A 19,966-nucleotide genomic window follows, 5' to 3' on the forward strand; every position below is an offset into this window, starting at 1 on the left:
GGCGCAGGGACGAAACCGTTCGCCGCCAACGGGAAGATGAAGCGAGGAAAGGTCGTGCGGCTTACGAACTACCGCGGGCGCACTTCGTGCGCCCGCGCTAGGAGGTGCGAAAGAGCGCCGCGATCCGCATGAACATGCCAGTGCGCCGTCGGCGACGTCGTCATCTGAGCGTCGAACTCCTGGCGAATAAGCGGCGTCCTATCGAGAACCGAATGGACTGCCAGCTTCGACTTCCACGCTTTCAAGAACGTGCCCGAGCTATCAAGGCCAAGGTATATCTGAACGCCGAAGTCGGCGAGACGCTTACCTCCGACATAGAGCGGGACGCGTTGCTCTCGGACAGATCCACCGTCCGGTCTGACCACGTATCGCTTGTCGAACGCAACGGAGACAATCTGGAAGTCTCCCGGAAGCACACCACTGATCGTGTCGTGCAACTCCTGTGCAAACTGCGCTGCCTTCTCGGCGAGCGTCTCGTCTCCCACCTTTGAGCTAGCTCGGCTCGCCGAGAAGGAAGTCGATCTCCTCGAGTTCTTCCTTTGCTTCCCACTCCTCGCTGGACAGCGTGCGAGTAGCCTTCATCTCCCAGAATTCGCCCTCGGTGAGATCCAGGCGAGAGAGAATCTCGTCGCGACGTCGAACAAGTGCGTCGTGCGTGACTTCGATGACCGGTGCCATATGTGTCTCCTCTCGATCAATGCTTTTCCGCTGATTTCGTCAGTAAACCACACCCCAGTGACATTCCACCGGATCCACAATGCAAAGCGCTCGGCACGCGTCTGTTTTCAATCAGTAACGGTGCCCGCGGTACCAGGAATGGGTCGATGGCGCACGACTACACGCTCTGACCGCTGCTCCGCTGTCACACGATCGACCCCCATCCGGTCACAGCTGATGCACGTGGAACGTCCGCGAGAGGCATGGAGTTGAGCGGCCGAAGACGGAGCCCGCCTTCTCGTCGACGACCGGAATCTCAGTCGGTGTTCCAGTGCAGGTGCCCGTTCGCATCCGGCCCATGGCCGCCACAGGTATACGTCTTGCCAGCAGCGGAGTGCCCGACGACACCCATCTGAGCATCGGCGCAGAACGCACCGGGGGTGACGAGCGGGCCCGGGACCGGAGCGGGTGCGGGCGCAGTCGCCGGAGCGGGTGCGGGCGCCGGTGCAGGAGCCGGAGCGGGTGCAGGTGCAGGTGCAGGGGCAGGGGCGGGTGCAATCGTCGCAGTCGGAGTCGGAGTCACCGGTCGACCCAGTGTGATCGTCACGGTCGAGTGCGGCGCGAGAGTGGCGCCGGCCACGGGGCTCTCGCCCACGACGACCCAGCCATCCCAGCTTGCCGGCTCGGGGCTTCCGTCCGAGGTGACCATGCGAACCTTCAGCCCCACGTGGGTCAGGTTCTCGCCAGCGCTGGTCCCGATATCCCCGGTGTAGTCCGCGAGGGTGATCGATTGCGGGGTGTGGTCGGTCGCGCGAGGGCCGGTCGCGGGATGCGAGACTCCGGCAACGACACCGCCCAGGACGAGCGCGAAAGCGGAAACGGCCACGGCGATCTTTGCCAGAGACCCTGTCTGCGGGAACCGCATCCACGTGCGACGGTGCGCGGCGACCGCGAAAGTGGCGGTCGGGAGCACGAACAGGGCCGCGAGAACGAGGAAGACGCCGAAACCGTAGGCAATCCCGTACGAGACTGCGAGCACGATCGCGACGGCCCCAACGATCCACGTCGATATGCCGGACCGACGGCGACCGGGAGGTCTCCCATCCGCTGCCGGGGCGCCAACGGTCGTGGACTCGGAGTCGTTATGCGTCAGTGGCGTCGTGTGCTCGGTCCACGCCGAACCGTCCCACCACCTCATCTGAGTGCGGTCATCGGGGTTCGGATACCAGCCTTCGGGCGGCTTCTCGCTCATTTTCGCGCCCTCGCAAGCTGTCCGATCCGGATGTTCGGACGACTCAGGCTTACACCGGAAGATCAGTCGCGGGGATCACCTGAACGGGGGGCTTTTACCGTTCTCCGTTTACGACGGACACGCAACGTTCAGGGCGAACAATCGGTATTTGACCGGCCGGTCAACCGACTTACAATCAAGCTGACCCCCAGATCGGGAGCCAACTGACGAAGGGATGTTGGTGTCGATGAACAAGTGGACTCGCTGGCAGGACTGGGTGGCTGTGGCCGTCGGTCTCTATGTGGCATTGTCGACGATCTGGACGCCCCAGATGGGCGCCTCCATGCCGATCATGATCGTCCTTGGTGTGCTGCTGGTCGCAGCGGGAGTGTGGAGCCTGGCGATGCCGGGTCTCGTCTCGATGGAGTGGATCCATGTCGCTCTCGGCGCCCTGCTCATCATCTCCCCGTGGGTGGGCAACTACTCGACGAGCGCCGGAGCCGCCTGGACCTCCTGGATCGCCGGGGCCATCGCTCTGGCCGCAGGCCTCCTGGCCGTGCAACCGGCGATGAGGATGCATCACCCGCAGGCAACTCACTAGAACAACCGATCGCGAGGGGCCGGCCACCGGCCCCTCGCCTTCACACGGTTCCCGTCCGGCCTCCGGCAGCAGCTCTGCTCCGACAACCCCGACGAACCCCTCAACCTGGGAGGTCCACCACCACACGGGACGTGACCGCCGCGTGCCAGACGACCGACGAAGCGCGTAGCATCCATTCCGGGAATCGATCGCCGAGGGAGACGGGTCAGACATGGAAACGCACAGCATCGACACGGGCGGCGCCGACATCGTCTACGACATCGCCGACGCGACGAACGGTGCCGACGGGCATTCACCGCTCGTCATGATCGGCCAGCCGATGGATGCGAGCGGCTTTCGGGCGCTGGCGTCGTACCTCCCCGACCGTGTCGTGGTCACCTATGACCCGCGCGGCCTGGGGCGGAGCACACGCAGCGATGGCGAGGTCACCAACACTCCGACAGTGCAGGCCGAGGACGTGCATGCAGTCATCACTGCACTCGACGCCGGACCGGTCGACCTGTTCGCCAGCAGCGGCGGAGCAGTGACCGCACTGGCATTGGTGACTGCTCATCCCGGCGACGTGCGAACCCTCGTCGCCCATGAGCCGCCGCTTGTCGGCGTCCTCCCCGACGCGGAGCGCGCCGAGCGAGCGCTCGCCGCGGTCCACGAGGCCTATGACTCCCGCGGTTTCGGGGCGGGCATGGCCGCCTTCATCATGATGACCTCGTGGCGCGGCGAGTTCACCGACGACTACTTCGCCCAGCCTGCACCCGATCCCGCGATGTTCGGGCTGCCCGCGGACGACGACGGCTCACGCGACGATCCCCTCCTGTCGCAACGCTCGATCGCTATCACGGCGTACCGACCCGACATCGACGCCCTCGCGGCAACGCCGACGCGCATCGTGATCGGAGTCGGCGAAGAGTCCGAAGGCATCTTCACCGGCCGCACCTCCGCTGCCATCGCCCAGCAGCTCGGCACGGAGGCGGTCGTGTTCCCGAGCCACCATGGCGGCTTCGCCGCCGAAGACTCCGGATATCCCGGCAAGCCCGAGGCGTTCGCCCACCGTCTCCGCGAGGTGCTCGACGAGCGCGAGTAAGGCCGGCTTCGCCCGAACGCGGAGGTCGTGGACGGCGGGACCTTTGTCGTGATTGACACGTCGCATGGATCACGACCGAGGTTGCTGCGACAGAGGCGATGTTCCGACGGGAGCACCGCCTCGGACCGCTCCCGGCATCCTGAGAACGGTGCAGCCGATGACCACACGCAGCACGGACGCGGTTCCGACGATCTCTGTCGTCATCCCGTGCCTGAACGACGCGTCGATGCTCGCGCAGTGCCTGGCGGCGCTCGCCGCTCAGACCACGCCCCCGTTCGAGGTGATCGTTGTCGACGGCGGCAGCACCGACGACAGTCGCCGTGTCGCCGTCGCGGCCGGTGCCCGGGTCCTCACAGCCACCGGCGGAATCCCCGCCGCGTCCGCAGCCGGGCTGGATGCCGCCCGCGGCGAGGTCATCGGCCGTCTCGACGCCGACTCCCGGCCCTCCCCCGACTGGCTGCAACGTGTCAGCGACGACCTCAGCTCGGACACCCACTGGAGCGCGGTCACCGGCACCGGCGAGTTCTACGACACCGGTCGGCTGCTGGCCTGGGCCGGCCGTGTCCTGTATCTCGGCGGCTACTTCCACGTCGTCGGGCCGATTCTCGGACACCCGCCGCTGTTCGGCTCGAATTTCGCCATACTCCGCGAGGAGTGGTCCCGGCTGAGTGCGCATGTGCACCGGAACGGAATGGACATCCACGACGACCTCGACTTCAGCATCCAGCTGGCGCCCGACATGACGGTGCTCTATGATCGCGCCCTGCGCGTCGGCGTCTCTGGACGACAACTCGGCTCGTGGTCCTCGCTCCGCCGGCACGTCGTGTGGTCTGCCAACACGTTCGCGCTCAACAGGAAGCAGCTGCCTCAGCGAACCCGGCGACGCCTGCGACGACTCCGGCGCCGACAGAGCCGAGTGACCGATGGCCCTGCGCCGAGCGACACGATCCCGTCAGAGTGAGAGAACCGACCGATCGCAACGACTCGAGGCTCCACCCTGACTGCACCGACCACCCCGCGCACCGAAGACGACGCCCGCCCGCGGTCGAAGACGACCACGGTGGACGGCAGGGCCGGCGTCGAGGACGTGAGCTCACGCTCTGAGCGAGAGCTACAGCTTGCCGCGGTCCTCGCGGCCGCGCTCGGCGTCGGCCTGTTCGGCCTCGACTGCGCGGTGGACGTTTCCGTGGATCCTGTCCGGCCCGAGAAGTTCGATCACGCCGTCGCGTTCGAGGACGGCCCGCGGGCTCGGCTTCAGCCGGGTGAGCCGGAGGTTGACGCCGGCCTCCCGGGCGAGGGTCACGACATCCGCCAGCTTGGCCGCGCCCTGTGAGTCGATGAAGTTGATCCCCCCGCAGTCGATCACGATCCCCGACAGTTCCCGGTCGGCTTGGATGACCTCCCGCAGGTGGTCCTCCAGGGCGTCGGCGGTGGCGAAGAAGAGGCCGCCATCGAACCGGACCACAGCCACTCCCGGCACGATCTCGTCGCCGGGGAACGCGTCGACCTCGCGGAAGACCTGGGTTCCCCGCTCACGACCGAGCGTCGGCATCTGGGGATGGGTGGCCACCGCGACCAGCCAGGCCAGTGAGAGCCCGATCCCGATGATCACGCCCGCGAGCACACCGAAGACGAGCGTACCGAGAAGCGCGACGATCGCGATCCAGAAGTCGACCTTCTTCACCCGGAAGAGCCGCCGCATCTCCGGAAAGTCCATCATCCCCATGACGACGGCCTCGATGATCAGTGCCCCGAGCACAGCTTTGGGCAGGTTCGAGAAGAGCGGCGCCAGAAACAACAGAGTGAGCAGCACCGTGACACCCGAGGTCAGGGACGCCAGCCCGGTCTTCGCACCGGAGCGGTCGTTCAGCGAGCTCGCCGACAGGCTGGTCGAGACGGGCATCCCCTGAAACAGTCCCGCGCCGATGTTCGCCAGCGACTGCGCAACGGACTCCTGGTTGATGTCGATCTGGTAGCGGTGCTTCGCAGCGAACGTGCGCGCATCCCCCGCAGTCTGCGAAAACCCGATCATCACGAGCGCCACCGCAGCGAGGGCGACGGTGCCCGCGTGCTCCCACAGCAGTTGGAGGTTCGGGACCTGCAACGACGGCAGCCCCCGTGGCACGTCGCCGACCAGGGCGACGCCCTTGGCTCCGAGGTCGAACAGGGCCGCCGCCAGCAGTCCGCCCACGACCAGCACCAGGGCGCCCGGCACCCGGGGGGCGATCGCCCTGAGCCCGAAGACGACAACAAGCGAAATGACCCCGACGAGCACCGTCGTCCCGTGCGCCTCGTTCAGAGTTCCCAGCCACGACCACAGTTCCTGAATGGGGTTCGAGCCGGTGACGTCGGTTCCGGTGAGCTTGGGAAGCTCGCCGATCACGACGTCGATCGCCGCCCCGAACAGGAAACCGGTGACCACGGCACGGGAGAGGAACTGCGCGATCCAGCCCATCCTGAACACGGCAAGAAGCAGGAACACGATGCCTGAAGCGAGCGTGATCCCCGCGACGAACGAGGCGATGTCCCGCTCGCCGGTGACGCTCGCCGCCAGCACGGCGCTCGCGGCCACCGCAGCGAGCCCTGAGCTGGGACCCATCGAGATCTGCCGGGATGTTCCGAAGACCGCGTAGAGGATGGCGCCGGCCGCAGCCGCGTAGAGCCCGTTCTGCAGCGGCACACCCGCGATACCGGCGTACCCCAGGTTCTTCGGCACGATGAGGGCGGCGACAGTGACGCCGGCGATCACATCGCCGCGCAACCACGCACGTTTATATGAACGGAGCTGGCCGAAGATCGGAACCCCGACGAGACCTCGTCCCTGCGCCTTGGTCATGCGCCAGTCTTACCCGAGTCGGGGCGCTGCACGCCAGAGCGCGACTGGTGCCCTTGACCGGTCGGTCAATCAATTGTAGGATCGGAGGCCTGAGCCGCCTCGCTATGCTGGATCGCCGGGGCCATCGCTCTGGCCGCAGGCCTCCTGGCTATGCAACCGGCGACGAGGATGCATCACTCGCAGGCACTCACCAGAACAACCGATCGCAAGGGGCCGGCCACCGGCCCCTCGCCCGATGACGAAGCGGCGACAGACGGTGGAGAACACAAGGGAGGCACGCACCCGGATACTCGACGCGGCCGAAAGCCTCTTCGCCCGACACGGCTTCGATGCCACGGCGACCTCAGCCATCGCCCAGGCAGCAGAGGTTCCCAAGGGCCTCTTGTTCTACTACTTCCCGTCCAAGAAGGACATCCTCGCGTCACTGGTCGGCGAAAGACTGGGGCCGGGAAGGATCGACCCGGATCCACTGATCGAACCAGGCAACCCCGTCAGATCCCTGCTCAACCTCAGCCAGAAGCTCTTCCGGGTGCAGGCCGACTCCGACGTCATCCGCGTGATCGTCTGGCGAGAGCAGCACTCGCATCCCGAGGTCAAAGCCGAACTGGCCGCGCACCGGCGAGCCTTGTACGCGACGATCGAGAAGGTTCTGGCCGGCAGCCTCCCCGTCCCGGTCGGAGGCAGACGACTCCGCGCCGCCGCACTCGCGTGGGGAGCGATCGTCACGACTCCGCCGCTCGACGACGAGTCGAGCGGGAGTGAGCCGCGAGAACAGGTGGACGACCCGCTCGAAGACCTGACCACACTCGCCGAGCTTCTCTGCTCGGGCCTGCAGCACGGCTGACACGAGGCCGCGCGCCCAGACCGATGTCCGCGGTCCCTGCGACCATTCTGTGAACGTGCGATCGATCGGAGGGCGAGATGCGGGGCGAGGCCACCGTGCTCCACGCGGATCTCGACGCGTTCTACGCCTCCGTCGAGCAGCGCGACGCGCCCGCCCTGCGCGGCCGGCCGGTCATCGTCGGCGGCGGCGTGGTGCTCGCGGCGAGCTACGAGGCGAAAGCGCGAGGAGTCCGCACCGCGATGGGCGGCCGGCAAGCCCGGGACCTGTGCCCGGAGGCCGTGATCGTCCCGCCGCGTATGGACGTTTACTCCGCGGCGAGCAGGAACGTCTTCGCGATCTTCCGCGACACGACCCCGCTCGTCGAGGGGCTGTCGATCGACGAGGCGTTCCTGGAAGTCGGCGGCCTTCGACGCATCGCGGGCACACCCGAGCAGATCGCGATGCGTTTGCGGGAGCGGGTTCGTGCTGACGTCGGTCTCGCCATCTCGGTCGGGATCGCGCGCACCAAGTTCCTCGCCAAGGTCGCCAGCGCCGTGAGCAAACCCGACGGGCTGCTCGTGGTCGAACCCGAGCGCGAACAGGATTTTCTGCTCCCGCTCCCGGTGGAGCGGCTGTGGGGGGTCGGCGCTGTCACCGCAGAGAAGCTGCACCGGCTCGGCATCCGCACCGTCGGCCAACTGGCCGAGCTCGAAGAGGCGACGGCCGAGAAGCTGCTCGGCAAGGCGACCGGCGCGCACCTGCACGCGCTGGCCCGGCTGCGCGATCCGCGCCCGGTCGACACCACGAAGCGACGCGGGTCCATCGGCTCTCAGCGCGCGCTCGGAAGCCGTTCACGCACGGCCGAGGAGCTCGACCTGATCCTGACTCAGATCATCGATCGACTCGCTCGTCGGCTCCGCGCCGGCGACCGCACCTGCCGCACGATCGTGCTGCGGCTGCGCTTCGGCGACTTCGCCAAAGCCACGCGCTCGCGCACGCTCGGCTTCCCGTCAGACCGAACCTCGGTGCTACTCGCCGTCGCACGAGGCCTGCTCGCGGCCGCTCAGCCGGAGATCACGGAACGCGGCATCACCCTCATCGGCGTCTCGCTCTCGCAGTTGGGGCGGTCCGACAGCTTCCAACCCGAGCTGCCGATCGACTGGGAGGACGGAGCACGCCTCGACACCGTCCTCGACGCCGTACGCGACCGCTTCGGCGCGACCTCGGTCGCGCGAGCCGCGCAACTCGGCCGCGATCCCGGCTGGTCGACACCGCTCCTACCCGAACACGAATGACGTGAGAGCGAACAGCTGATACCACCACATCGCAACTCGCTTGCTAAGAGTCGGCTATACTGAATTGAGTATAATTGCGAGGAGGTGAGCGGGATGGCATTCGCTGATCTGCTTCGGGCTGCCCGCAAAGCCGCAGGATTCAGTCAGGCAGAAATCGCCGACCGCGCGGATACCTACCAACCGATCGTCTCCGGCGTGGAACGCGGCAAGCGAGACACCGGGGTCGCGTCCGCGGCACACCTCGCGCGTGCCGCGCAGCACCGCCTCCTCCTCATCCCGACCACGCATCCGAGCGCCGTCGAAACCGCAGCGAGGATCGCGGCCTCGCTCCACGACGGCAGCAGAGACGGCGCGTTCCGGGCGCTTCTCGACCTCTCCGATGGGCTGGCCAACGAAGCCCCTTTGGTCGTCGCTGCGCTCGTCGTCGCCCAGCCAGAGAGCACCGGCAGCCCAGACTGGGACGACGCATTGTCCGGAACCGTCGCCTACCGGCTTCGTCAGGCCGGCCTGCCCCCGGCCGCCTGGACGAACCAAGCGATTACCGAAGACCGCGAACTGCGTGCCCCGCACCTGCACCCGCTCGACGACGCACCGGACGTCTCCCGCGTGCCGCCGGAGTTCTTGGAACGCGGCATCCTGATCGAGGAGGGAACGCTGGCCAGTGTCTGATCAACGACCTGGACTCGACCGCGACTCGCTCATCGAGGCACTCAACGATCTCATCGAGCGAGTCCGCGCCGCCGGGATCGAGCCTGTCCGGATCAGCATCGTGGGCGGTGCCGCTCTCGCGCTCTCCCACATCGACCGGCGGCGAACAGTCGATGTCGACGCACGTTTGGACCCGCACGACGCTCTCGTTCGTATTGCGGAGCGGATCGCTGTCGAGCGCGATTGGCCCGCCGATTGGCTGAACTCCAATGCAACACAGTTCTTCCCCGATTGGGGCAAGTCCGTGGACTGGAGGCCGCTGTACGACCGCGGCGGCATCCGCGTCGAGGTGGCACCCGCTGATGCGCTTCTCGCGATGAAACTTCGCGCCGCGATGAGTCGCCCCGGACGTGACACCGCCGATATCGTCAGCCTCATCGCCGAGCTCGACGTCGAAAGCGCCGACGACGCCGAATCGATCTTCTCCGCCTACTACCCCGGCGATGGACTGAACGACCGAGTCTATGCGCTCGTGGAACGCGCCGTGGCCCACCGCGCAGAGTTCCAGACCGCGGTCCTCCCGGACGTAGAGCTGAATCCACAGGCGCAGTGACTGTACTGAGCCTCCTGATCGTGGGCACACTGGCAGCGTGATGACGAACCAGCGCACTCTCATCCTCCTGCGCCACGCCAAGTCCGACTGGTCCGGCTCCGCCCCGGACATCGACCGACACCTGGCGAAACGGGGCCGGGCTCAGGCCCCACTCGCCGGGCGGTGGCTCGCGAACCACGCCGCCCGGATCGACCTGGCCATCGTGTCGCCTGCACAGCGCGCCCGCGAGACCTGGGAGCTCGTGTCCGCCCAGCTCGCACATATGCCTGCTGCGCAATTCGACGACCGCGTGTACGGGGCGCCCGCCGACCGGCTCCTCGAGGTGGTGCTTGATGTGCCGGACGAAGTCCGCACAGTGCTTCTGGTCGGCCACAACCCCGGCATCGAACAGCTCGCCTCGCTCCTCGCTGGCGAGGATGTGATCATGCGCACCGCCGGCATCGCCGAGTTCGGTGTCGAGGGACGATGGCCCGAACTCGACGCCACATCGACGGTGCTCCGCGCTGCAGGACGCTCGGACGGCCACGTCCTGGCCTGACCGCGCCCTCGCCGTCGAGCCCAATACGCTCGCGCCATCGCGCACCTCGGCGGAACGGCGAGGATGATGGACCCATGCCTGCTGCTCACCGGCCCGGTCTCCGGGTCGACTCCCGACTCACGATCCCCGAGTCCGAGCTGTCTTGGCGGTTCTCGCGGTCATCCGGTCCCGGCGGCCAGGGTGTGAACACCGCCGACTCCCGGGCGGAACTCGTGTGGGATGTGGCAGGGTCCGCCGTTCTCTCGCCGGACCAGCGGGAGCGACTCCTCGAGCGTCTGAGCAGCCGCATTGTCGACGGAATACTGACGGTTGCGGCATCCGAGCACCGCGCGCAATTGCGCAACAGGGAAGCCGCGCGCGCTCGGCTGGCCGACATCGTGGCCGACGCCCTCCTGCCGCCAGCGCCAGCCCGACGACCGACGAAGCCGAGTCGCGGTGCCAAGCAACGGCGTCTGGCAGCGAAGATGAGGCGCAGCGACGTCAAGCGGCTGCGTCGCCCCCCACGCGACTGACCACGTAAGGATCGCGCCCGGATTGGAGACGCGTCGACAAGAGGAGGGTGTCGCCCTGTTTGGGTTCCTTAGCGCACAGATGTGGCCAGTTCGTCGATCGCCTCACGTAGACGCCTGAAACGGTCGCGGTCGTGTTCTGCTATTTCATCCAGCAACTGTCGGGTCAACAGAATCCGACTGTCATCGAGCTCTTCCGCAGTAATGTGGGCCCCGGCTTGCTTCCAGGCCTTCGCGGTCTTCGACCGGAAGCTGGTCGACTCCGCGGCCCTGCCATGGGTTCAGCCCGGCCCGAATGCACGTGAGAGTGATGAGGCTGTTCCGGAGCTCGTCCAGCAGGAGGGTGGCCTGCCAGAGCTTGCCCCGCGCGACGGCGGAGCGTGCGTGGATGGCGTACAGCCATCCCCTGCCGATCTCGTTGCCGGCATCCATCGGCCACGGCTCAGTAGGGCTGTTCGGCGTACCGAAGAGAACCCGAAAACCAGGTTCCGTCGCACGGAACTGGTCATGAGGCCAAAACGACACGTCGATCTGCAAAGCGGAGCGCAACATATGGACCCGGTAGCGCACTCCCCCCGCGACGACATCGAACGTGTCAGCGAGGCCGAGCTCCTCATTCGATTCCGCGCGTCCAGTCCGAGAGCACGGCCGGCTCATCGGCATCGGGATTCAATTGGAGAACCAAGTCGATGTCGGACCACTCGTCCTCTGCATCACGGGCCGCCGAACCGGCTAGAGCGGCTCCAACGATGCGCGAATCGACACGGGCGCGCTCGACAAGCCGGCCACGGATATCTGATCGCTCTGCTACCGAGAACATGTCCTCAACCAAAGACGATGTCGGTTCCCCGCACAAGTGCCCGCACGACGAACGGCTTGGGTGGGCCTCGAACCACCTCGGACGGCACACCGAAATCGACCACAGTGGCCCGAACTCGACGGCACGTCGACGGTGCTCCGGATCCGCGCCATGCAGGGCGCCGACCTGGGGGAGAAGCGGCTGCCGACAGATCCGGCGATCGCCGACCTTCTGCCAGAAGGTGCGCTACCCCGAAACCGTGGTCGCGTCCCGGGTGGTGGTGTAGTTTCCCGGTTCTGGGCGTCGCGCTGTCGACGTGGAGAGCCATCGTGGGATGGTCAGTGAGAACCGATCAAAGTTACTCACGAAGGACACAAACCACGATGGCTCTAGACCAGTCTGCCCTGCTTGATCTGCTTGCTCAACTGAAGCTGACCGATGTTACCGACCGGGTCCGTTCCGCGACTGAGGCTCTCTACCAGGAACTGATCGACGCGGAAGCGACCGCGTTCATCGGTGCGGGCCCGTTCGAGCGCTCTGCCGAACGCACCACCCAGCGCAATGGCACGAGGCCGCGGACGTTGACCACGACCGCTGGGGATCTGGATTTGAAGATCCCGAAGCTGCGTCAGGGAACGTTCTTCCCGGCGCTGTTGGAGCGGCGCCGTCGGGTTGATCAGGCATTGTTCGCGGTCGTGATGGAGGCGTATCTGCATGGGGTGTCGACCCGTAAGGTCGATGATCTCGTCAAAGCGCTCGGCGCGGACAGCGGCATCTCCAAGTCGGAAGTGTCGCGGATCTGCGCCGGCTTGGACGCGGAAGTCGCCACCTTCCGTGACCGAGACCTTGCAAGCCTGCAGTTCCCGTATGTGTTCCTCGACGCCACCTACTGCAAAGCCCGCGTGAACCACCGCATCGTCTCCCAAGCCGTCGTCGTCGCCGTCGGTGTTGCCGCGGACGGGCGCCGAGAGGTCCTCGGCTTCGATGTCGGCGACAGCGAGAACGAAGGCTTCTGGGCGGCGTTCCTGCGTTCGTTGAAGGCCCGCGGCCTTTCCGGGGTGCACCTGGTCATCTCGGATGCGCACACGGGACTGAAGAAGGCAATCGGCACTGTCTTCCAGGGCGCATCGTGGCAGCGCTGCCGGGTGCACTTCATGCGTAACGTGCTCTCGATCGTGCCCAAGGGCTCGCAGGACATGGTGGCCTCGATCATTCGCACGATCTTCGCCCAACCCAACGCCGAGCACGTGTTCACCCAGTTCGATGAGGTGACCCGCATGCTCACCCGCTCCCACCCGAAGGTCGCCGCCATGCTCGAGGATGCCAAGGACAACGTTCTCGCGTTCACGGGGTTCCCGCAGAGGCATTGGCGACAGATCTGGTCCACGAACCCGTTAGAACGGGTGAACAAGGAAATCAAACGACGCACCGACGTCGTCGGCGTGTTCCCCACCCCCGCCGCCCTGCTGCGCCTGGCCGGGTCGGTTCTGATCGAACAACACGATGAATGGGAAGCCAGCGACCGCCGCTACTTCTCCGAAGCCTCCATGCTCGAGCTGAAGACCATGAACACACCCACCGACACGATCGAGGAGGTGAAACCCCTGCCCGAACTCACCGCCGCCTAAACTAGAACAACTGACCCACACGGTGGTCGAGAAACTCCACCACACAACGGGACGTGACCGAAACCGTCCGGGAAACCGGGGCAGGCTCCACTCGTTTGACAACGCGATGACTGAGGCGGTAAACAACCTCTACAAGACCGAACTGATCCGCCAGCAAGGCCCCTGGCGGACGGTCGAGCAGGTCGAACTCGCGACACTCGAGTGGGGGCGTGAGGAACGATCTGGTGACAGGTTGGGTTTAGGCCGCGAGCGTTCGTGGCGCTGGGGGTAGCTTCGCTTCGAACTCGATGGGCGTCAAGCCGCCGAGGGTGTCCTGGGCGCGTTGCCGGTGGTATTTCCGCCCGATCCAGACCACGATCGCGAGGCGCAGCTCTTGCCGGGTCGACCATCTGCGCTGGTTGAGGACGTTGGTTTGCAGCAGCGACCAGACGCTCTCCATCGCGGCGTTGTCACCGGCGGCGCCGACCCGGCCCATCGAGCCGACCATGCCGTGGCGGCGTAGTTCGCGGGCCAGAGCCCGGGAACGAAACTGGCTGCCTCTGTCGGCGTGCAGGATGCATCCGGCGACCTCTCCGCGTCGGGCGACGGCGTTGCGGAGCGCGTCGACGGCGAGTTTCGCGGTCATCCGGTCGCGGATCGAGTAGCCGACGATCCGGTTGGAGTGGACGTCCTTGATCGCGCAGCAATAGAGCTTGCCCTCGTTCGTCCAATGCTCGGTGATGTCGGTCAGCCAGACCCGGTTCGGGGCGTCGGCGCGGAACTGCCGCTGCACGTGGTCGTCGAACACCGGCGGGCCGGCCTTCTTCCCCTTCCCGCGCCGCCGGCGTTGCGCGGAGGAGAGGATCCCGGCCTGGGAGCACAGTTTCCATGCGGCGCGCCGGCTCGTCCGCCAGCCGGCCCGGCGGGCTTCGTCGGCTAGGTATCGGTAACCGAAGGTCGGGTCGTCCTGGTGAGCGTCGTGCAGGGCGTTGATCCGGTGCGCGCGCAGCACGTCCGCGTCACGGACCGGATCGTTGCGCCACCGGTAATATGGCTGACGAGCGAGCTTAAGAACCCGACACGACACCGTCACGGGGATCCCCGTGGCAGCGAGCTCAGCAAGGAGCGGGTAGGTCATTTTGGGGAGCCACCGAGCTTCAGGTTCGCCTGCGACAGATACGCCGCCGCCTTCCGAAGCACCTCGTTCTCCTGCTCCAGCAGTCGGTTACGACGACGCAGCTCGCGCACCTCCGCCGCCTCGTCGACGGTCCGACCGGGACGGTTGCCGTCCTCGACATCGGCTTGATGCAACCAGTTCTGCAACGTCGCCGCGCTGACACCGAAGTCCGCGGCGACCTGTTTGATCGTGACACCGTCCTCACGGCGCCGGGCGACCGCGACGACATCGTCACGGAACTCTCTGGGATAGGGAGCGGGCATGATGACATCCTCCCCGTTAGCACCCCACGGCAGTAACGATCAATTGTCACCAATCCCTTCCTCACGCCCGGGTGTGGTGGTGGAACAACTCCCGCTTCCACGGCGAACTCGACATACGCACCCCCATCGAGGTCGAAGACGCGGATTACGCTTAACAAGAATCAGACCAGCCGGCCCTGCCGGACAAGGCTCCCGATAGGAACGAAAGTCAGGCCGATTCAAAATGAGAGATAGCGTCCAGGAGGATTTGCTTCGAACGCTCGGGATCGCCCACGGAGAGGTACAACTGCTGAAAGTGTTGCCCTTCAGCGATGCCAATTCCGAGCGCGACGCCAGAACCTGAGTAGTTCCAGAAGTGCCGTTCACCATTCGGATGGAAAGTCCCAGACAGCTTTCCCATGAAGTCAAGACCTGGACCACGCCAACCGACGGGGATTCCGCTCGGGCTGTGCTCGACACGGACATCAGTGATACTCAGAAGCGGAACGACCACTTCACGTCGGCAGCACCAGAGGCGGTCCAATCCCCTCGGCCTCACGATTAGAGAATCGTTCGTCACCTGCAGAACGTTTCTATCAGACACTAGGGTCCTTCCGAGAGTTGAGGCGCCCTAAAGGCAACCCCGTGACGGGTAAACGTTTGACCACCATTTTCCAGGAATCCCAGCAGACGACGTCCTCGAATCGACAGAATCTTGAGCCGACGGCACAAATGACGACACCGTTCCGCGCTGCAGGACGCACGGCACGGCACGTCCTGACCTGATCGCGTCCTCGCCGACCGACCCGATACGCTCGCGTCATGACGCATCTCGACGGAGTGACCTGGCCTGGTGGCCCGATCTCGACCGAACGGCTCATCCTTCGCTCGTCGTCTCGACTCGGCTCGCGAACGAAGCGTCGCTGCGCGTCATTCGGAACCTCCGGTTCACCGAACTCGAGCGTCACGAAGACGACGGCGAAGCGCAATAGGTCGGGGCGTTGAGCGTATCGTGACGATGCCCGAAGCGCCCATCTGGGCGTCGAGCGAGCCGGCGTTCCGCCGATCCGAGATCTCCGCGGTCGTCGGACACGGCGGGGATGCCTGGCATCGCGCGGCGCACGACGTTCTTCGCTGGCGGGTGAAGACACGCAGCGGATTCCTGGTCGACTCCCACGCTCCGGTGCGGGCCGGTCAGCGCGAGCGGATCCGCGTGCGTGTGCTCGGCATGACCATCGTAGAGCCGGTGGAGGTCGTCGCGGTGGTCCAGAAAGACGACCGGGTCGGATTTGCGTACCGGACTCTGCCCGGGCATCCCGTCGACGGCGAGGAGGCCTTCGTCGTGCACCGCGACACGGCCGACGGCGACATCGTGCTCACCGTGCGCTCGCTCACCCGTCCAGCGCCGCAGCAACCGTGGCGCATCCTGCATCCGCTGCTTCGCATCATCCAGGTCGTGGCAAGACGCCGCTACCTTCGCGCGCTCCGCTGAGCTGTTCCCATCACCATCACGGGCAGACGCGGACGCTGCGTCCCTCGAAGGTGACGATGTCGCCGAGTTGCAGCTGCCGCCCGCGGCGGCGATCGACCTCGCCATTCACGGTCACGTAGCCGTCGATGATGGCCTCTTTGACGTTTCCCCCGGAGTCGAGGAGCCCAGCGAACTTCAGGAACTGCCCGAGGCGGATGACCTCACCACCGATCGGGACGTCGTCGATCGGAGCCGGATTGGTCATTCCGAAATGCTAGCCCACCCGTGCCGACCGCAGAGAAGGCACGGACGATAGTCTGAGTACGCTCCGTTGAAAACCCGCTGCGCGCATCAAGGGAGAGAACGAGATGAGACCTCTTCGATACTCCATCAACGTCACGCTCGACGGCTGCTGCCACCACGAGGCAGGTCTTCCCCCCGACGAGGAGTCGATGCGCTACTGGACCGCTGAGATAGAGCGAGCCGATGCCCTGCTCTTCGGCCGGGTGACCTACGAAATGATGGAGTCGGCGTGGCGGCGGCCGGCCACGGGTTCGTGGCCCGCGTGGATGATGAGTGGCAGATCCCATTCGCCGAGGCCATCGATGGGGCGAAGAAGCACGTCGTGTCGAGCACGCTGAGCGGAGTGGACTGGAATGCAGAGCTGCTGCGAGGCGATGCGCAGCAAGCGGTCGAACGGCTCAAGCAGGAGCCAGGCGAGGGCCTGTTCGTGGGTGGGGTAACGCTTCCCCTCGCGTTGGCAGATCTGGGACTGATCGACGAATACGTGTTCGTCGTGCAACCGGTCCTTGCCGGGCATGGGCAGACATTGCTCGCTGGTCTGCACGAGCGCATTCAGCTCGAGCTCGTGGACCGCCGCGAGTTCCGGTCGGGCGTGACCGCGGTGCGATACCGGCCCAGTAGGCAACGGCGTGACGCGATTGGTCCTGACGGAGGACCTCGAAAAAACTCGGACCACTTTTGAACCCCGTTCGCGAGCGCCGCGTCCGCCTGGACGACCAAGCAATTGCAGAAACTAATGAGCTGCGGGCACCGCACCTGCACCGGCTCGACGATGCGTTGGACATCTCCCGCCGTACCGCCCGAGTTGACTGAACGGGCACCCTTCTTGCAGGGAGCGCTTGCGACTATCTGATCGACAGCCCGATCGGGGCGCGACAAGTATGAAGATGGCATTTCGGGCACGGTGCGGCCGGGCATTCGCAGTTGACGAGATGGGTGTCGATCAACGCAAGAGGTCAACGACGGCAGCGCGCACTGCGGTGACATATTGTGCACGGTTGAACTCGAAGGGGCCGAAGGCGGCGTAGTCTCGCTGCTTCCGGTGAGGCTGGCTGAAGCCCGACCACACAACCGTCGTATCAGTGACGGCAATTCGGGTCTGGAGAGGCCAGCATCCGGCTTCACCGCATTCACAACCCAGAAGCCACGCCTCGCCAGGTGCCGGCCACTGTTCTTCCTCGAGTCCCAAGTAGTACTTCGACAGATCACCGAATCGAAAAGCCTGCGGCACGATGCCGCCATAGCCTCCAACCGGACTGTCATCGAAGCCGGTTTCAAACTTGGCCACGATTTCCGTCAGGGCAACGCCATCGATCTCGGGAACAAGGGAAACCGCACCGTTTCCGATCACCGTCTTCCGAAACGTCAGCTGACTTTTCATGAACCCATGTTGTCACTCGCAGATGACGGTGACGTTCACGCCGTGCAGGAAGTGTTACAAAGCTCTTGGAGGATTGCGGCGGTATTCGGGGCGGCAGCGTGCGGCTGACAGCGCGGCCCCGAGGTCCAAGACCTCGGGGCCGCGTACGGTGGGCGAGTCGTCTTCGCCCTCTATGGATCAACCTCTTACGGGCTGTCCAGTCTTCGGGTCGAGGAAGAGCGTCCGCGATCCGTTGCCCCCGCCGTGCTCGCCGTTGCCGTCGCCCTGACCATCGCCATGCCCGGAGAAGGAGAACATGTTGTTCAGCGTGCCCGCCTTCTGATCGAACGAGGCGTTCCCGATCCGGCCCGTGCTCCAGTTGTCCTCGATGAAGCGGAGGACGGAGGTCTGGTCGGTGGTGGTGTGGTCAACGAAGTTGCTCTTCGCGTAGGGCGAGATCACCAGGAGCGGCAGCCGCGGACCGTATCCGCACCGGTCCTGATAGCCGCCGAGGATGTTCGCCGGGTTGGTGCCACAGTTGGCGCCGCCGGCCAGCGCGTCGAGCGCGGGGTCGTTGGATTGGTTCACGATCGGGCTCATCTGGTGGTCGTACCAGCCGTCGCTGTCGTCGTAGGCGAGGATCACCGCGGTGCTCTTCCAGTCCTGCGTCTTCTGGAGCTTGTTGATCGTGTCGACCACGAAGCGCTGTTCGTCGAGCGGGTTCGAGTAGCCGGCGTGGCCGTCCTGCGCGGCCGGGGCCTTGAGGAAGCTGACGGCCGGCATGCTCTTCGCGTCCACGGCCGACCAGAAGTCGGTCAGGTCGTACTGGTGGTTGGCCGGACCGTTGTGGCCGATCTCGGCGACGGACGCCGGAGGGGTGTGCTGCAGGTTGGCGGTGCTGGCGTAGTACTGGAACGGCTCGTGGTGGGGGATGTAGGACTTGGAGGTGACGGGCGTGCCGGTCGTCGTGGTGCTGGTGGCGGCGCAGTCGCGGAACCCGCCCTGGAACCATCCCCAGCTCACGTTCTTGGCATTCAGCAGGTCGCCGATGTTCTTGTTCTTCGCATCCGTCGAGGTGCTCACGTCACGCGTATCGCACTTGTCACCGGCCGGCTGCGGGTCGCCCACGACCGTGGCATTCGCGCTCACCGCCGGGGATGTGGTGGCGAAACCGTGGGTCTGCCCGGAGACCAGATTGAGGGCTCCGGGAGTGGAGGGACCGAAGGTGGTGTTGTACGAGTTGTCGCTCATCGCGAAGTGCTGCGCGTAGTTCCAGAGGCCGGTGACGGTGTTCCCGTCGTAGTACCCCATGACCAGGCCTGTGCCCTTGCCGTAGTCGACACACGTGCCGGCGCCGCGGCCTACCGTCTCGACGAACTTGTCCATCAGGCCGGAGTCGAACGCCTTTTGCTCATCCGTATAGGTGTGATCCTGGTCGCAGGTCTGCGCTTGGCTCGGGCTGAGCCGGAACGGCTGGACCGAGTTCGGGTTGTTGGGCGCCTGCAGCGGATCGTTCAGCCCGTTGATGGTCGGAGTGTTCGCGGCCGCGGTGAACCGGGTCTCGCCGGCCAGGTTGGCGGCGTTCGGGTACGTCGCGAAGTAGTGGTCGAACGACACGTTCTCCTGGAAGATGACGACGACGTGCTTGATCGGCGTCGTCGTCGCGCTGACGGCCGGCCGGCCGCCGTCGTCCGAATGAGCGGATGCGACCGCCGGAGCGACGGCCCCGGCAGCAATGAGAGCGGCCGCACCCACGGCGGCCGCTGCGTGCTGGATCTTGAATGTGAACACCAGGCGTTCTCCTCGGCGAGTCGGCTGTCACGGGCGCATCCCGCGACCGACCCCCACTGTGCCACCGCCCGCGAATGGGTGCCAGTCCCTTCCGGTGACGGCGCGATGACCGTCAGGGGAACACTCCCCTCTCCACCCGAACCTCTCGCCCATCGAAGCGGTTGCCGCTCTATCTGCCGAACGGTTGGAGGAGACGGGCGAGCCGCCACCAGGCGCTCGGCGCATCGGCCCTGCCTGAGGCACGACGGGGAACGGCCCACGGTTGTGACCAGCAATTCACCGACCATCGACGGTGCCCCTGGAGGGACTCGAAAACTATCACAAGGGTTTAAGGCCTGTTTCTTCGGCACAAAATCCGCGGAATTCCGGGCTTTTTGAACGAAA

Annotated in this window: 20 protein-coding genes and 2 pseudogenes; 12 read left to right on the forward strand and 10 right to left on the reverse strand. The window is 65.8% G+C overall.

The features are described 5' to 3' along the window. Positions 1-68 precede the first annotated feature (68 nt). From ACPPVW_RS02190 to ACPPVW_RS02205, 4 genes and pseudogenes are all read right to left on the reverse strand, one after another. Complete coding sequence (locus tag ACPPVW_RS02190; RefSeq protein WP_426624922.1) at positions 69-485, reverse strand: hypothetical protein; 417 nt, start codon at positions 483-485, stop codon at positions 69-71. 7 nt (positions 486-492) lie between these two features. Next, positions 493-678 (reverse strand): hypothetical protein, encoded by a 186-nt coding sequence (locus tag ACPPVW_RS02195; protein WP_426624923.1) that lies wholly within the window; start codon positions 676-678, stop codon positions 493-495. Between the two features lie 295 nt (positions 679-973). After that, positions 974-1,696, reverse strand: a complete 723-nt coding sequence (locus ACPPVW_RS02200) for a PASTA domain-containing protein (RefSeq protein WP_426626357.1) — start codon at positions 1,694-1,696, stop codon at positions 974-976. A gap of 120 nt (positions 1,697-1,816) precedes the next feature. Then, positions 1,817-1,909: pseudogene (locus tag ACPPVW_RS02205) on the reverse strand (DUF2510 domain-containing protein); the annotation flags it as partial. A 226-nt stretch (positions 1,910-2,135) separates the two neighbouring features. Between ACPPVW_RS02205 and ACPPVW_RS02210 the strand changes: the two are divergent. The 3 genes from ACPPVW_RS02210 to ACPPVW_RS02220 all read left to right on the forward strand — a co-directional run bounded on the left by ACPPVW_RS02210 (position 2,136) and on the right by ACPPVW_RS02220 (position 4,531). Beyond that, positions 2,136-2,489: an SPW repeat domain-containing protein gene (locus tag ACPPVW_RS02210; protein WP_426624924.1), complete on the forward strand. Its 354-nt coding sequence runs from the start codon at positions 2,136-2,138 to the stop codon at positions 2,487-2,489. A gap of 211 nt (positions 2,490-2,700) precedes the next feature. Beyond that, positions 2,701-3,570: an alpha/beta fold hydrolase gene (locus ACPPVW_RS02215; protein WP_426624925.1), complete on the forward strand. Its 870-nt coding sequence runs from the start codon at positions 2,701-2,703 to the stop codon at positions 3,568-3,570. A 157-nt stretch (positions 3,571-3,727) separates the two neighbouring features. Continuing rightward, the gene (locus ACPPVW_RS02220) at positions 3,728-4,531 is read left to right on the forward strand and encodes a glycosyltransferase (protein ID WP_426624926.1); all 804 of its coding nucleotides are present in this window, start codon (positions 3,728-3,730) and stop codon (positions 4,529-4,531) included. A gap of 150 nt (positions 4,532-4,681) precedes the next feature. On the opposite strand, the gene ACPPVW_RS02225 is transcribed toward ACPPVW_RS02220, so the two are convergent. After that, entirely contained in the window at positions 4,682-6,406 is a 1,725-nt protein-coding gene (locus ACPPVW_RS02225) for a SulP family inorganic anion transporter (RefSeq protein ID WP_426624927.1), read from the reverse strand. A 235-nt stretch (positions 6,407-6,641) separates the two neighbouring features. Between ACPPVW_RS02225 and ACPPVW_RS02230 the strand changes: the two genes are divergently transcribed. From ACPPVW_RS02230 to arfB, 6 genes are all read left to right on the forward strand, one after another. Further along, complete coding sequence (locus tag ACPPVW_RS02230; protein WP_426624928.1) at positions 6,642-7,250, forward strand: TetR/AcrR family transcriptional regulator; 609 nt, start codon at positions 6,642-6,644, stop codon at positions 7,248-7,250. Positions 7,251-7,327: 77 nt separating this feature from the next. After that, positions 7,328-8,524, forward strand: a complete 1,197-nt coding sequence (gene dinB, locus ACPPVW_RS02235; protein WP_426624929.1) for a DNA polymerase IV — start codon at positions 7,328-7,330, stop codon at positions 8,522-8,524. 93 nt (positions 8,525-8,617) lie between these two features. Then, positions 8,618-9,193 carry a helix-turn-helix domain-containing protein gene (locus ACPPVW_RS02240; RefSeq protein ID WP_426624930.1) on the forward strand — a complete coding sequence of 192 codons (576 nt, stop codon included), beginning with the start codon at positions 8,618-8,620 and terminating at the stop codon, positions 9,191-9,193. Further along, positions 9,186-9,785 carry a hypothetical protein gene (locus tag ACPPVW_RS02245; protein WP_426624931.1) on the forward strand — a complete coding sequence of 200 codons (600 nt, stop codon included), beginning with the start codon at positions 9,186-9,188 and terminating at the stop codon, positions 9,783-9,785. The genes ACPPVW_RS02240 and ACPPVW_RS02245 overlap by 8 nt, the downstream gene beginning before the upstream one ends. Positions 9,786-9,825: 40 nt before the next feature. Beyond that, positions 9,826-10,323 carry a SixA phosphatase family protein gene (locus ACPPVW_RS02250; protein WP_426626235.1) on the forward strand — a complete coding sequence of 166 codons (498 nt, stop codon included), beginning with the start codon at positions 9,826-9,828 and terminating at the stop codon, positions 10,321-10,323. Between the two features lie 74 nt (positions 10,324-10,397). After that, entirely contained in the window at positions 10,398-10,835 is a 438-nt protein-coding gene (arfB, locus tag ACPPVW_RS02255; RefSeq protein ID WP_426624932.1) for an alternative ribosome rescue aminoacyl-tRNA hydrolase ArfB, read from the forward strand. A 610-nt stretch (positions 10,836-11,445) separates the two neighbouring features. Here the strand turns inward: arfB and ACPPVW_RS02260 are convergent. Beyond that, positions 11,446-11,652: a nucleotidyltransferase domain-containing protein gene (locus tag ACPPVW_RS02260; protein ID WP_426624933.1), complete on the reverse strand. Its 207-nt coding sequence runs from the start codon at positions 11,650-11,652 to the stop codon at positions 11,446-11,448. A gap of 362 nt (positions 11,653-12,014) precedes the next feature. On the opposite strand from ACPPVW_RS02260, the gene ACPPVW_RS02265 reads away from it, so the two are divergent. Beyond that, positions 12,015-13,259, forward strand: coding sequence for an IS256 family transposase (locus tag ACPPVW_RS02265; RefSeq protein ID WP_426624464.1), 1,245 nt, complete (start codon positions 12,015-12,017; stop codon positions 13,257-13,259). Positions 13,260-13,497: 238 nt separating this feature from the next. Here ACPPVW_RS02265 and ACPPVW_RS02270 read toward each other — a convergent pair. After that, a protein-coding gene (locus ACPPVW_RS02270; protein ID WP_426624934.1) for an IS3 family transposase occupies positions 13,498-14,678 on the reverse strand; the annotation gives its coding sequence in 2 pieces (ribosomal slippage) (positions 13,498-14,409 and positions 14,412-14,678; 1,179 coding nt in all). A 997-nt stretch (positions 14,679-15,675) separates the two neighbouring features. Here ACPPVW_RS02270 and ACPPVW_RS02275 point away from each other — a divergent pair. After that, positions 15,676-16,149: a DUF1990 family protein gene (locus ACPPVW_RS02275; protein ID WP_426624935.1), complete on the forward strand. Its 474-nt coding sequence runs from the start codon at positions 15,676-15,678 to the stop codon at positions 16,147-16,149. A gap of 16 nt (positions 16,150-16,165) precedes the next feature. Here the strand turns inward: ACPPVW_RS02275 and ACPPVW_RS02280 are convergent, their stop codons facing one another. Continuing rightward, a complete protein-coding gene (locus ACPPVW_RS02280) occupies positions 16,166-16,393 on the reverse strand; it encodes an RNA-binding S4 domain-containing protein (protein ID WP_426624936.1) in 228 nt (75 codons plus the stop codon). Positions 16,394-16,496: 103 nt separating this feature from the next. Between ACPPVW_RS02280 and ACPPVW_RS02285 the strand changes: the two are divergent. Continuing rightward, a pseudogene (locus ACPPVW_RS02285) lies at positions 16,497-17,113 on the forward strand (dihydrofolate reductase family protein). A gap of 261 nt (positions 17,114-17,374) precedes the next feature. On the opposite strand, the gene ACPPVW_RS02290 reads toward ACPPVW_RS02285, so the two are convergent. Further along, positions 17,375-17,812: a hypothetical protein gene (locus tag ACPPVW_RS02290; RefSeq protein WP_426624937.1), complete on the reverse strand. Its 438-nt coding sequence runs from the start codon at positions 17,810-17,812 to the stop codon at positions 17,375-17,377. 177 nt (positions 17,813-17,989) lie between these two features. Next, positions 17,990-19,582 (reverse strand): phospholipase C, encoded by a 1,593-nt coding sequence (locus ACPPVW_RS02295; protein ID WP_426624938.1) that lies wholly within the window; start codon positions 19,580-19,582, stop codon positions 17,990-17,992. Positions 19,583-19,966 lie beyond the last annotated feature (384 nt).

The organism is Leifsonia sp. McL0607 (genome assembly GCF_049993355.1).
Taxonomy (GTDB): domain Bacteria; phylum Actinomycetota; class Actinomycetes; order Actinomycetales; family Microbacteriaceae; genus Leifsonia.

What these genes read in the sequence shown, in the direction of transcription:
- dinB (WP_426624929.1), top strand. Translation starts at nt 7,328, where the DNA reads ATGCGGGGCGAGGCCACCGTGCTCCACGCGGATCTCGACGCGTTCTAC.
- ACPPVW_RS02195 (WP_426624923.1), bottom strand. Translation starts at nt 678, where the DNA reads ATGGCACCGGTCATCGAAGTCACGCACGACGCACTTGTTCGACGTCGC.
- ACPPVW_RS02280 (WP_426624936.1), bottom strand. Translation starts at nt 16,393, where the DNA reads ATGACCAATCCGGCTCCGATCGACGACGTCCCGATCGGTGGTGAGGTC.
- ACPPVW_RS02265 (WP_426624464.1), top strand. Translation starts at nt 12,015, where the DNA reads ATGGCTCTAGACCAGTCTGCCCTGCTTGATCTGCTTGCTCAACTGAAG.
- ACPPVW_RS02290 (WP_426624937.1), bottom strand. Translation starts at nt 17,812, where the DNA reads ATGAAAAGTCAGCTGACGTTTCGGAAGACGGTGATCGGAAACGGTGCG.
- ACPPVW_RS02240 (WP_426624930.1), top strand. Translation starts at nt 8,618, where the DNA reads ATGGCATTCGCTGATCTGCTTCGGGCTGCCCGCAAAGCCGCAGGATTC.
- ACPPVW_RS02275 (WP_426624935.1), top strand. Translation starts at nt 15,676, where the DNA reads ATGCCCGAAGCGCCCATCTGGGCGTCGAGCGAGCCGGCGTTCCGCCGA.
- ACPPVW_RS02210 (WP_426624924.1), top strand. Translation starts at nt 2,136, where the DNA reads ATGAACAAGTGGACTCGCTGGCAGGACTGGGTGGCTGTGGCCGTCGGT.
- ACPPVW_RS02230 (WP_426624928.1), top strand. Translation starts at nt 6,642, where the DNA reads ATGACGAAGCGGCGACAGACGGTGGAGAACACAAGGGAGGCACGCACC.
- ACPPVW_RS02225 (WP_426624927.1), bottom strand. Translation starts at nt 6,406, where the DNA reads ATGACCAAGGCGCAGGGACGAGGTCTCGTCGGGGTTCCGATCTTCGGC.
- ACPPVW_RS02250 (WP_426626235.1), top strand. Translation starts at nt 9,826, where the DNA reads ATGACGAACCAGCGCACTCTCATCCTCCTGCGCCACGCCAAGTCCGAC.
- arfB (WP_426624932.1), top strand. Translation starts at nt 10,398, where the DNA reads ATGCCTGCTGCTCACCGGCCCGGTCTCCGGGTCGACTCCCGACTCACG.
- ACPPVW_RS02220 (WP_426624926.1), top strand. Translation starts at nt 3,728, where the DNA reads ATGACCACACGCAGCACGGACGCGGTTCCGACGATCTCTGTCGTCATC.
- ACPPVW_RS02215 (WP_426624925.1), top strand. Translation starts at nt 2,701, where the DNA reads ATGGAAACGCACAGCATCGACACGGGCGGCGCCGACATCGTCTACGAC.
- ACPPVW_RS02260 (WP_426624933.1), bottom strand. Translation starts at nt 11,652, where the DNA reads ATGTTCTCGGTAGCAGAGCGATCAGATATCCGTGGCCGGCTTGTCGAG.